The 11,745-nt window shown below is 70.8% G+C and carries 11 protein-coding genes; 2 read left to right on the forward strand and 9 right to left on the reverse strand.

Annotated elements, in window-relative coordinates:
• Positions 1-35: 35 nt before the first annotated feature.
• The 6 genes from ACRAKI_RS32830 to ACRAKI_RS32855 all read right to left on the reverse strand — a co-directional run bounded on the left by ACRAKI_RS32830 (position 36) and on the right by ACRAKI_RS32855 (position 6,829).
• The gene (locus tag ACRAKI_RS32830; protein WP_447004364.1) at positions 36-1,310 is read right to left on the reverse strand and encodes a thymidine phosphorylase; all 1,275 of its coding nucleotides are present in this window, start codon (positions 1,308-1,310) and stop codon (positions 36-38) included.
• A complete protein-coding gene (locus ACRAKI_RS32835) occupies positions 1,307-1,696 on the reverse strand; it encodes a cytidine deaminase (RefSeq protein WP_447004365.1) in 390 nt (129 codons plus the stop codon). Before ACRAKI_RS32835 ends, ACRAKI_RS32830 begins: the two co-directional genes overlap by 4 nt.
• Positions 1,689-2,954 carry an ABC transporter permease gene (locus ACRAKI_RS32840; protein ID WP_447004366.1) on the reverse strand — a complete coding sequence of 422 codons (1,266 nt, stop codon included), beginning with the start codon at positions 2,952-2,954 and terminating at the stop codon, positions 1,689-1,691. The genes ACRAKI_RS32835 and ACRAKI_RS32840 overlap by 8 nt, the downstream gene beginning before the upstream one ends.
• Positions 2,951-4,021, reverse strand: coding sequence for an ABC transporter permease (locus tag ACRAKI_RS32845; RefSeq protein WP_447004367.1), 1,071 nt, complete (start codon positions 4,019-4,021; stop codon positions 2,951-2,953). Before ACRAKI_RS32845 ends, ACRAKI_RS32840 begins: the two co-directional genes overlap by 4 nt.
• Positions 4,021-5,595 (reverse strand): ABC transporter ATP-binding protein, encoded by a 1,575-nt coding sequence (locus tag ACRAKI_RS32850; protein WP_447004368.1) that lies wholly within the window; start codon positions 5,593-5,595, stop codon positions 4,021-4,023. The genes ACRAKI_RS32845 and ACRAKI_RS32850 overlap by 1 nt, the downstream gene beginning before the upstream one ends.
• A 97-nt stretch (positions 5,596-5,692) precedes the next feature.
• Positions 5,693-6,829 (reverse strand): BMP family lipoprotein, encoded by a 1,137-nt coding sequence (locus ACRAKI_RS32855; protein ID WP_447008585.1) that lies wholly within the window; start codon positions 6,827-6,829, stop codon positions 5,693-5,695.
• Between the two features lie 366 nt (positions 6,830-7,195).
• Here ACRAKI_RS32855 and ACRAKI_RS32860 point away from each other — a divergent pair, with 366 nt between their 5' ends.
• Together ACRAKI_RS32860 and ACRAKI_RS32865 are read left to right on the forward strand one after the other, a co-directional pair.
• Positions 7,196-7,699 (forward strand): YbaB/EbfC family nucleoid-associated protein, encoded by a 504-nt coding sequence (locus ACRAKI_RS32860; RefSeq protein WP_447004369.1) that lies wholly within the window; start codon positions 7,196-7,198, stop codon positions 7,697-7,699.
• 17 nt (positions 7,700-7,716) lie between these two features.
• On the forward strand, positions 7,717-9,372 hold the full coding sequence (locus tag ACRAKI_RS32865; RefSeq protein ID WP_447004370.1) for a hypothetical protein: 1,656 nt from the start codon (positions 7,717-7,719) through the stop codon (positions 9,370-9,372).
• On the opposite strand, the gene ACRAKI_RS32870 is transcribed toward ACRAKI_RS32865, so the two are convergent.
• The 3 genes from ACRAKI_RS32870 to ACRAKI_RS32880 form a co-directional block, all read right to left on the reverse strand.
• The gene (locus ACRAKI_RS32870) at positions 9,365-9,745 is read right to left on the reverse strand and encodes a hypothetical protein (protein WP_447004371.1); all 381 of its coding nucleotides are present in this window, start codon (positions 9,743-9,745) and stop codon (positions 9,365-9,367) included. The genes ACRAKI_RS32865 and ACRAKI_RS32870 overlap by 8 nt on opposite strands.
• Positions 9,746-10,390: 645 nt before the next feature.
• Positions 10,391-11,047, reverse strand: coding sequence for a hypothetical protein (locus ACRAKI_RS32875; RefSeq protein ID WP_447004372.1), 657 nt, complete (start codon positions 11,045-11,047; stop codon positions 10,391-10,393).
• A 69-nt stretch (positions 11,048-11,116) separates the two neighbouring features.
• Entirely contained in the window at positions 11,117-11,674 is a 558-nt protein-coding gene (locus tag ACRAKI_RS32880; RefSeq protein WP_447004373.1) for a hypothetical protein, read from the reverse strand.
• Positions 11,675-11,745: the final 71 nt, after the last annotated feature.

An 11,745-nucleotide genomic window follows, 5' to 3' on the forward strand; every position in this document is an offset into this window, starting at 1 on the left:
CTTCTGCCAGAAGGAGGGCGCGGGTGAACCGCTCGTCAGCCCCGGATGGTTTCGATCACCAAGGGGCCGCGGGCGGGTGGGGCGTCGCCGACCTCGTAGCCGCCGGTCAGGGATTCCAGGGCCGCGGGGATGGCGTCCGGCGTTTCGGTGCGGAGTTCCAGCAGTGGCTGGCCCTTGGCCACCTCGTCGCCCGGTTTGGCCAGGCAGAGGATGCCGGCGCCGGCCTGCACCGGGTCTTCCTTGCGGGCACGGCCGGCACCCAGCCGCCATGCCGCCACACCCACCGCGTAGGCGTCCAACGTGGTCAGGTAGCCGTCGTCCGGGGCCGTCACCACGTGCTTGTGCTCGCCGACGGGGAGGGGCGCGTCGGGATCGCCGCCCTGTGCCCTGATCATGCGCGCCCACGTCTCGTACGCCTCGCCGGACGCCAGGACGTCGCGCGGTGACGCGGTGATGCCTGCCCGGGAGAGCATCTCCTCGGCCAGCGCCACCGTCAGCTCGACGATGTCGGCCGGCCCGCCACCGCGCAGGACCTCGACCGACTCGACCACCTCCACCGAGTTGCCGACCGCCCGTCCCAGCGGCACGGACATGTCGGTCAGCAGGGCACTGATCTTCAGCCCGTGGTCCACGCCGATCGACACCAACGCCGAAGCCAGAGCCCGCGCCTGGTCCAGGGACTTCATGAAGGCCCCGGATCCGACCTTCACGTCCAGCACCAGCGCTTCGGCGCCCTCGGCGATCTTCTTCGACATGATGGACGACGCGATCAGCGGGATGGCCTCGACCGTGGCCGTCACGTCGCGCAGCGCGTACAGCTTCTTGTCCGCCGGGGCGAGCCCCGACGTGGCCGCGCAGACCACCGCGCCGACCGACCGGAGCTGCGCCGTCACCTCGTCCACCGACAACTGCGCCCGCCAGCCGGGGATGGACTCCAGCTTGTCCAGCGTCCCGCCGGTGTGGCCCAGGCCGCGCCCCGACAACTGCGGCACGGCCGCGCCGCAAGCGGCCACCAGGGGCGCCAGCGGGAGCGTGATCTTGTCGCCCACGCCGCCGGTCGAGTGCTTGTCCACGGTGGGGCGGCCGACGTCCAGGGACAGCCTCTCGCCGGAGTCCACCATCGCCCGCGTCCACCGGGCGGTCTCGGCCGAGTCCATCCCGTTCAGGAAGATCGCCATGGCCAGCGCCGACATCTGCTCGTCGGCCACCGCCCCGCGGGTGTAGGCGTCCACCACCCAGTCGATCTGGCCATCGGTCAACCGGGCGCCGTCACGCTTCGCCCGGATCACGTCCACAGCGCTGTGGGTCATGGGAGGTCCTCCGGGCCGAACGCGTCGGGCAGCACCGATGTCATCGGCAGGACGCCGGACGGCGTGTCGATCAGGCACGACCCGCCGCCCAGCTCGTAGATCACCTGGCGGCACCGGCCGCACGGCATGAGCAGGTCGCCTGCGCCGCTGCGGCACGCCAGGGCCACCAGCTTGCCGCCACCGGTCAGGAAGAACTGGCCCGCCAACGTGCACTCGGCGCACAGGCCGACGCCGTAGGCGGCGTTCTCGACGTTGCAGCCGACCACGATCCGCCCGTCCGAGCAGACCGCCGCGGCGCCGACCCGCAACCCGCTGTACGGGCAGTAGGCGGACTGGGCGGCCTCGACGGCACGCGCCCGCAACGCGTCCCAGTCAACGTCAACCACGGCGGTACACCACCCCGTTCGCGGCGGGCATGCGCAATCGTTGCGACGCCACCGCCAGCACGATCAGCGTCACCAGGTGCGGCGCGTACGTCGTCAGCTCGCTCGGCACCTCGTCCACCGAGTAGTACACGGCGTACAGCAGGCCGGCGGCCACCATGCCGAACGCGGCGGCGAACCAGCGGCGGCGGACCAGCTGCCAGATCACGATCACGAGCAGCAGCAGCACCGCGCCGTAGACCAGCGCCAGGAACGTCTTGCCACCGGACCGCAGCTGCAACCCGTCCGCGTACCCGAACAGGGCCGCGCCGCCGAGCAGCCCACCGGGCCGCCAGTTGCCGAAGATCATCGCGGCCAGGCCGATGAAGCCGCGCCCGTTGGTCTGGCCCTCCAGGTAGCCGGGCTGGCCGGGGTTGAGCACGAGCGCCGCGCCACCGATGCCGGCCAGCGCGCCCGACGAGATCACCGCGACGTACTTGTACAGGTAGACGTTGACGCCCAACGACTCCGCGGCCACCGGGTTCTCGCCGCACGACCGCAGCCGCAGGCCGAACCGGGTCCGCCACAGCACCAGGTAGCTGGCGATCACCAGCAGCACCGCGAGCATGGTCAACGGCGACACACCGGTGATCAGGCCGCGCAGGATGCCGGCGACGTCCGACAGGCCGACCCGCTGCTGCGCCTCCAGCGTCCCGAGCCAGTCCGACAGCCCGGAGGCGGAGTACGTGTCGAACTTCGGCACGGCCGGCGACTCGCGCGGGTTGTTCGACAGGGGGAAGAAGATCAGCGTGGACAGGTACTTGGTCAGCCCCGCCCCGAGCAGGTTGATCGCCACACCGGACACGATGTGGTTCACGCCGAACGTCACGGTCGCGATCGCGTGCAGCAGCCCGCCCAGCGCGCCGAACACGGCGGCCGACACCAGCGCCGCCCACGGGCCCCACTGGTACCCGGCCCACGCCGCGCCCCACGTGCCCATGATCATCATGCCTTCGAGGCCGATGTTCACCACGCCCGCGCGTTCGGCCCACAGGCCACCCAGCGCGGCCAGCAGGATCGGCAACGCCAGCCGCACGGCGGTCTGGATCGTGCCGGTGGACGTCAACTGCGGCACACCGGTCAGGTACGACGTGGTGGACAGCAGCACGACCGCACCGGCCACGCCCAGCGCGCCGATCGCCCAGCCGGGTATCCGGCGGGGACGACGAGGCGGCGGAACGGCCAGCGGAGCGTCGGCCGGGTTCATCAGAGAAGTGCTCATGCCGCATCCACCGTCCCGAGCTGCCGGCCGACCTGCCGCTGTTGCGCGGCCAGTTCGAACCGGCGGACCACCTCGTACGCGACGACGACCGACAGCACGATCGCCCCCTGCATGATCGTCACGATTTCCCGGGGCACGCCCACGTTGTCCAAGGCGAGGCCCGACTTGTCCAGGAACGCCCAGAGCAGCGCGCCGAGCGCGATGCCTCCGGGGTGGTTGCGCCCGAGCAACGCGATCGCGATGCCGGAGAACCCGATGCCGGCCGGGAAGTTCAGGTTGTAGGTGTGGTCGCGGCCCAGGATCTCGGGCATCGACACCAGACCCGCGATCGCGCCGGACAGCAGCATCGCGATCAGGATCATCTTCTTGGCGTTCACACCGCCGGCGGCGGCGGCCGTGGACGACTCGCCGGACGCCCGCAGCTCGAAGCCGAACCGGGTGCGGTTCATCATCACCCAGTAGCCGATGCCGAGCAGCGCGGCCAGGAACACCAGCCCGAACACCGTGCCGGACGAGCCGAACGAGATGCCGGGCACCCAGCCGCTCTGCGGGATCTCCGGGGTGCGGATGTTGTTGCCCCGCAGCTCGCCGAAGACGTCCGCGCCGATCAGGTACGCCGCGAGGCCCAGCGCCAGGCCGTTCATCATGATGGTGGAGATGACCTCGTTGACGCCTCGCGTGACCTTGAGGATCGCCGGGATCGCCGCCCACAGCGCGCCGGCGACGGCGGCCGTCAGGATGATCACCAGGGCGTGCAGGCCGGGCGGCAGCACGATCGAGCCGCCGACCACGGCCGCGACGACCGCCGCGACCCGGTACTGGCCCTCGACGCCGATGTTGAACAGGTTCATCTGGAACCCGATCGCCACCGCCAGTCCCGCGATGTAGTACGTGCCGGTGCTGTTGACGATGTCGACCGCGGTGGTGCCCTGACCGATCTGGCCCAGCATCACACCGAACGCCCGCAGCGGGTTCGCGCCGGACACCACCAGCGCGACACCGCACAGCAGGGCGGAGAACAGGATCGCCAGCACGGGCGGCAAGAGCTTGCCGCGCAACATTCCCATTACTCGCCTTCCGATTCCGACGCCTTCTCGGCGTCAGGGACGTGCTCGGCGACGGCGGTGCTCGTGGCGCCCACGCCGGTCATCGCACTGCCGAGGTCTTCCGGGGTGACCGTGGCCGGGTCGGCGTCCGCGACCAGCCGACCGCGCAGCATCACCCGGATGGTGTCGGACAAGCCGATCAGCTCGTCCAGGTCCGCCGAGATCAGCAGCACGGCCAGGCCGCGCGCGCGGGCGTTCTTGATCTCGTCCCAGATCAGGGCCTGCGCGCCGACGTCCACGCCGCGGGTCGGGTGGGACGCGATGAGCAGCACCGGGTCACCGGACAGCTCACGGCCGACCACGAGCTTCTGCTGGTTGCCGCCGGACAGCGCGACGGCGGCCACTTCGATGCCCGGCGTGCGCACGTCGAAGTCCTCGACGATGCGCGTGGTGTCGGCCTTCGCGCCCGCGATGTCGAGCCACTGGCCGTTCGACACGGGACGGCGGGTCTGGTGGCCGAGGATGCGGTTGGCCCAGAGCGGCTGGGTGAGCAGCAGGCCCTGGCGGTGCCGGTCCTCGGGGATGTAGCCGACGCCCGCCTCGCGCCGCGCCAGCGTGCCGAGCCTGGTCAGGTCGCGGTCGCCGAGCAGCACGCGGCCGTGGTGGGCCTTGCGCATGCCCATGATCGTCTCGACCAGCTCGGTCTGCCCGTTGCCCTCGACGCCCGCGATGCCGACGATCTCGCCCGCCCGCACCACCAGGTCGATGCAGTCCAGCACCGGCCGGGTGCCCTCGGCCGCGACGAGACCCAGGTTCTCCACCCGCAGCACGACGCGGTCGGTGACGGTGGACTCGCGCGTCTCCGGGCTGGGCAGCTCGCTGCCGACCATCATCTCGGCCAGCTGGCGCGAGCTGACGGTCTTCGGGTCCGCGGTGCCGACCGTGGTGCCGCGACGGATGATCGTGACGGAGTCCGCGATGGCGCGGACCTCGTCGAGCTTGTGCGAGATGAACAGGAACGTGAAGCCCTGCTGCTGCATGCCGCGCAGGGTGGCGAACAGCTCGTCCACCTCCTGCGGCACGAGGACCGCGGTCGGCTCGTCCAGGATGATCACCTTGGCGCCGCGGTACAGCACCTTCAGGATCTCCACCCGCTGCCGGTCGGCCACGCCGAGGCGTTCGACCAGGACGGCGGGGTCGACGGTCAGGCCGGTGGCCGCCGCCAGCTCCTGGATGCGCTTGCGGGCCTTGCCGCCGATGCCGTTCAGCGACTCCGCGCCGAGGACGACGTTCTCCTGCACGGTCAGGTTGTCGGCCAGCATGAAGTGCTGGTGCACCATGCCGATGCCGGCCCTGATCGCGTCGGCGGGGGTGCGGAACCGGACCTGCTTGCCGGCCACCTCGATGGTGCCCTCGTCGGGCTGCTGCATCCCGTACAGGATCTTCATCAGGGTGGACTTGCCGGCGCCGTTCTCGCCGCACAGCGCGTGCACTTCGCCGACCTGGACGCTGAGGTGGACGTCGCTGTTTGCGACTACACCCGGGAAGCGCTTGGTGATGCCCGACAGGACGACGGCAGGCGTGGAGGTACTCATGGAAGCTCCGTCTGATCTCCGGCTGCGCCGGGGCTAACCACGCACTGGGCCCCGCGAGGGTGCTCGCAGGGCCCAGTGCGCCGGAGGCTGGATGGGGTTACGGCGCGGACTTGACCTTGATGTCGCCCGCGATGATCTGGGCCTTGTAGCCCTCGAGGACCGCCTTCAGGTTCTCGTCGATCTTGCCGCCGGAGGTGGAGTAGCCGACACCGTCCACGGACAGGTCGAACACCTTCGGCAGGCTCGCCAGGTCGTCCTTGGCGACCGCGCGGACGAACTCGTACACCGCGACGTCGACCCGCTTCAGCATGGACGAGACGATGACGTCCTTCGACTCCTCGACCGTCTTCTGGTTGTACTGGTCGGAGTCGACGCCGATGGCCTTGACGTCGGCCGCCTTCGCGGCGGAGAACACACCCTTGCCGGACGCGCCGGCAGCGTGGTACAGCACGTCGGCGCCGGCCTCGATCTGGCCCCTCGCGGCCTCCTGACCCTTGGTCGGGTCCTGGAAGCCGGTGAAGTCGCCCGCCGGGGTCAGGTACTTCTTCTCGACCTTGATGTCCGGAGCGGCGGTCTTGGCGCCCTGCTCGTAGCCCGCGTCGAACTTCTGGATCAGCGGGATCTGCACACCGCCGACGAAGCCGACGTGGCACTTCTTGGACTGGTAGGCGGCGATGACGCCGGCCAGGAAGGAACCCTGCTCCTCGGCGAACAGCAGCGGCGTGACGTTCGCCGCACCCTCGACCGCACCGTCCACGATGGCGAACTTGACGTTCGGGAACTCCGGCGCGACGACGGCCAGCGACTCGGCGTAGGCGAAGCCGACACCGATGATCGGGTTGATGCCCTCGCTCGCCATCTGGCGGAGCCGGGTGAGCTTGGCGTCCTCCGGCTCGTTCGGCGCGGCGGTCAGCTCCTTGACGTTCTCCGGCTTGATGCCCAGATCGGCCTTGGCCTTGTCCAGGCCGGCCGCGGCGGAGTCGTTGAACGACGCGTCGCCCCGACCGCCGATGTCGTAGGCCAGGCCCACCTTCAGGGCGCTGCCGTCGACCTTCTCGTCCGAGGCGGCCCTGCTGGAGGTCGCGGCGGCTGCCGGCGGCTTGTCAGCCAGCTTGCAGCCCTCGGCGGTGTTGGTCGACCCGGACCCGGTGTTGTCCCCACCGGTGTCCTTGGCGCAGGCGGCCATCGACAGAACGCTGGTCAGCGCGATCGCGGCCACCGCGGTGCCACGCATTCGACGACGCACGGCTCGTCTCCCTCCCTGCTCGTCTAGGAGCAGACAAATGCCGACGGCGAGGCCGTCGGGGCTTCCGAGTGGCGAACCGTACCCCGTAGTAACGGGACCCGCGCACGCACCGGTCCGCCGTGACCTAATCGTTGGTGGGATCACCCCGCACCGCCACTCGGGGTGATTCACCGACTACCGCGTCGGACTACCACTTCGGCTGATCGCCGCTGGTCCACGGACGGCCGCCGGCCGGATCGGCCGGCGGGGCGACAGGGGTTCGGTAGACCGCAGGCTCACCCGTTGGTGAGGCGTTGGGGCGGCGTTGGCGGGTTCCGGTCGACTCCAGGCTGCACCGCTTTCCACCCCAGGAGGTTGACCTTGGACCCCCAGCAGTGGCTCGACAACTTCGAGGCCAAGCTGGCCGATCTCCAGCGGAAGTCGGCGGACCTCCAGGAGAACGTCGAGAACTCGCAGGCCACGGCGAGCAGCCCGGACGGCGCGGTGACCATCACGGTCGGCCCCAACGGCGGCCTGGTCGACATCCGGCTCGGCCACCGCGCCACCGAACTCGGCTCCGCCCGCCTCACCGCGCTGATCATGCAGACGGCCAAGGTCGCGCAGAAGCAGGCCGCGCTGAAGGTGATGGCCGCGTTCGAACCGCTCGGCGAGGGCACCGAGGCCATGCGGATGGTGAGCGACGCCATCCCGGACGACGACGAGCCGCAGGACGACGCGCGCGACTACGTCGAGCCCGAGCCCGTCGAGCCGGAGCGACCCGTTCGCGCCGCGCCCGTGCCCCAGATGCAGATGCCGTCGCGGCCGGTGCGCAGGACGCACGCCGGTGACGACGAGGACGACGAGAACCACCCCTGGTGACGAGGAGAGCCTGAAAGATGACCGCGCCGGACACCCCGATCGCCTCGCCACCGGGCATGGAGATCACCGAGGAGAACAAGCTCAAGGGCACCCTGTTCATCTCGGCGTACGACGAGATGATCTCCAGCATCGGCAAGGACGCCGAGACCGAGACCGAGAAGGCCCTCGACATCACGTTCGGGGTCATCGGGGCGGCGTCGTCGACGGCGATGCTGGCGATGGACCCGCTCGGCTCGATCATCGGCGCGGGCATCGGCTGGCTCATCGAGCACGTGTCGTTCCTCAAGGAGCCGCTCGACCAGCTGATGGGCGACCCGGAGGAGGTCAACGCCAACGTCGAGGCGACCAAGGCCCAGGCCGCCGAGCTGCGGGTGCTGGCCGAGGACCACCGCAAGGGCCTGGTCACGTTCGACGGGTGGACCGGCTCGTCGTCCGAGGCGTTCCAGAAGAGCATGGACGCCCTGGGCCAGGAGCTGGACACGCTGGCCAACGCGGTCGAGCAGAAGGCCAAGATCGTCGCCATCTGCGGTGTGCTGGTGTCGGTGCTGCGGGACATCGTGCGCGACCTGATCGCCCAGCTGCTGGGTTCGCTGATCGGCGGCGCGCTGATCGCGGCGGCCACCATGATCCCCACGTTCGGCGCCTCGATCCCGGTCTTCATCGGTTTCGCGGTCGGCAAGGCGGTGGCGCTGGCGACCAACATCGCGTCCCGCATCGCCCGGCTCCTGGCCTCGCTCGGTCGGCAGATGGGCCGCATCAAGAACCTGGACGAGATCACCGAGAGCGTCGGCAAGAACTGGAACCGGTTCGAGAACGTCGCCGACGTGGCCGAGGTGGGCTACGAGTCGTGGAAGGCGCAGAAGGGCGTCGACCGCGCCATCGACAAGGCGTTGGCGAAGGACGTCGAGGACGACAAGGTCTCCGCCGCCAACACCAAGGCCGACGAGGCCAACGAGAGGTACGCCAAGCTGAAGGAGTCGGAGGCGGCGGCGGCCGAGGAGGCCAAGAAGGCCACCGAGGACCTGAACGCGGCGTCCAAGAAGGCGGGCGAAGCCAACGAGAAGGCCAACGGTTTCGTCGAGGAGGCCAACGCCGCCGCCGCTCGCGGTGACCAGGCCGGTGTGGACGCCGCGATGGTGAAGTACGAGGCGGCCAAGGTCGAGGCGGACGCGGCCCGCGGTGAGGCGGCACGGCTGGCGGAGAAGGCGGCGCAGGAGTCGCGTGACGTCGCCAACGCGGCGAAGGCCAGCAACGAGGCGTTGCTCGCGGCTAAGCCCGCCGACGAGGCCGCGAAGGCCGCGTACGAGGAGTACAAGAGCAACAACGCCGGACCGGTCGACGAGGCGCGCACGTCGGCGGAGAACGAGCTGGCGGCGAAGAACGACGCGGCGAAGGTGGCGAACGCCCAGTACTCGCAGGCGAACGTCGACTTCGCGGCGGCCAACGCGGCGGCGGCCGAGGCCAACGCGGCGGCGTTCGCCTCCGGCAGCGAGGCCGACATCAAGGCGGCCGAGGAGGCTTCGCGCAAGGCCGAGCAGGCGGGCACGAACCTGGAGAAGGCCGTGAGCGACTCGAAGTCCGCCGGTGAGGCGGCGAAGTCGAGCTACGAGTCGTACCAGTCGAAGTACGCGGAGCCGAGCACGGCGTCCGCCGGCAACGTCCAGGTCAAGTAGAACTCCGGAGAGCAGACATGGCACGCGGTGGTGGCGGCGACGCGAACCCGGGCTCCAGCCCATCGGGCACCTCGTCCACCCCACCACCGCCCCCGCCCCCGCCCTCGTCATCGGCCGGTGGGCCGACGGGCAACTCCGGGTTCGGCATGAACGAGTCGTCACTGCAGGGGTTGCAGAGCAAGGCGGGCGACTTCCAGTCCCGGTTGGCGGCCATCTCGACGGGGCTCCAGGGCCTGAAGCTGGCGCCGAACGCGTTGGGGCCGATCGGGTTGGCCGCGGTGCCGGCGTTGAACAACTCGAACGACGCTTCGGTGGCGCAGGCGAACAAGGCGTCGACGGCGATGGGGAACGTCCAGTCGGGGTTGAAGGCCACCGCTCAGACCCACGTGCAGAACGACCAGTTCAGCCGTGATCAGTTCAGCAAGATCGATCCGAACTCGAACGCCCAACGGCCGCCTGGTGCACCGGGTGGTGGGGCGGGGGGCGTGAAGGGTCCGGGTGGTCCTTCCGTTACTCCGGTGACGAACGTTCCGGGCGGTTCCGGGGCTAATGGGTCCGGCGGCACACGCGGAGCCGGCGGGCCATCGGTCACCCCCATTACCAACGTTCCCGGCGGTACCGGGACTAACGGTCCCAGCAGCACACGCGGAACCGGCGGGCCTCCCGTTACGCCGATCACCAACGTCCCCGGCGGCACCGGGACTAACGGATCGGGTAGCACCAAGGGAACCGGTGGGCCGTCGGTCGGGCCGATCGCCGGTGTTCCGGGGGCCGGTGGGCTCAACACGGCCAGTGGCACTCGCGGTACCGGTGGACCGGGGGTCGGCCCGATCACGAGCGTCCCCGGTGCTGTCGGACCCACCACGGCCGGTGGTTCGCGTGGCACTGGCGGACCGGCTGTCGGGCCGATCGCGGGTGTTCCCGGTGCCGCTGGCACGTCTGGCGGCTCGCGCGGCGGCGGTGTGCCGAGTGGCGGCGGTGTCCCGGGCGGCTCCAATGTCCCGGGCGGCGCTGGTGTTCAGGGTGGGTCGGCGGCCAAGGGCGGACCGGCTCCGAGTGCCGGTTCGGTATCCGGTGTGTCAGCGCCTCCCGGCGGGAACACGGCGGCACGCACCATCTCTGGTGCGCTGTCCGGTGGCCCGGGAGCGACACCGCCCCCGATGGGTGGCGCTCCGATGGCGGCCGGCGGTGCTCCGGGTGCGGCGGCAGGCGGGTCGGACCGTTCCAGCAAGTACACGGGCGGACCGGCCAAGGGCGTGTTCGACGCCCCGAAGGCGCCGAGCAGCGACGGGAACATCAAGGCCCCGGCCACCTCGACCTCCACGCCGCCCCCGGCTCCCAAGCCGACCACCGGCGGACCGAACACGCCGTCCACCACCCAGCCCACCACCGTTCCGCCGACGGCCACTCCACCAGCGACTTCACCGCCCTCGAACCCGAAGTCCACGCCGGCCACGACACTCCCGCCGAACGCCCCCGCAGTCGGCGCACCGCCCGTGGCCGGACCGATGGCGGGTGCTCCTGGGGCGAGCACGTCAACGGACCGTTCGACCAGGTACACCGGTGGCCCGGGGAAGGGCGTGTTCGACGCGCCCAAGCCTCCGACCGGCGACAGCACCATCACCAAGGCACCGCCCACATCACCCTCGACACCGGCCGCAGCTCCCAAGCCCACCCCGACCACCAGCGCGCCCGCTCCATCGGCAGCACCAGCGACCGCACCGCCGCCGCCCGTCAGCGCCCCTCAGCCCCAGAACGCACCGACCAGCGCCCCGGCAACGCCGAAGCCCACGCCCACCGCACCACCGACCGCACCCGTGGCGGCCCCCAACGCACCGGCCACCAACGCACCAACCACCAAGACACCACCGGTCAGCACACCCCTGACCACCACACCCCCGGCCAACGTGCCGCCGGTCAACGTGACGCCGGTCAACACCCCATCCACCACCGTCCCCACAGCCACACCACCAGCCGTCAGCACACCGCCGGCCGGTGCGCCACCAGTCAGCACACCCCGTGCCAGCACGCCGCCGGTCACCACCGTGCCCGCCAACGTCCCCCCAGCCACACCACCGGCCGTCAGTGCAAAGCCAGTCAACCCACCGCCGGTCGGCGCACCCCTCGTCAGCGCACCATCAGCCAACACGCCCTCGGCCGGCGCGCCCTCGGTCAGCGCACCGCCGATCGGTGTGCCGCCCATCAGCCCGCCACCGGTCAGCGCACCACCGGCACCACCCAAGACAGACCCGGCAGCGGCACCCCAGCCCAACACCCCCACCGTCGTCCCGATCCTCGTCACCCCACCAACCACCCCCCAACTGCCCAACGCGCCGAAGTCCAAGCGACCCACCACCCCAGGCATCACCCCTG

The sequence above is a fragment of the Saccharothrix isguenensis genome (assembly GCF_052936305.1).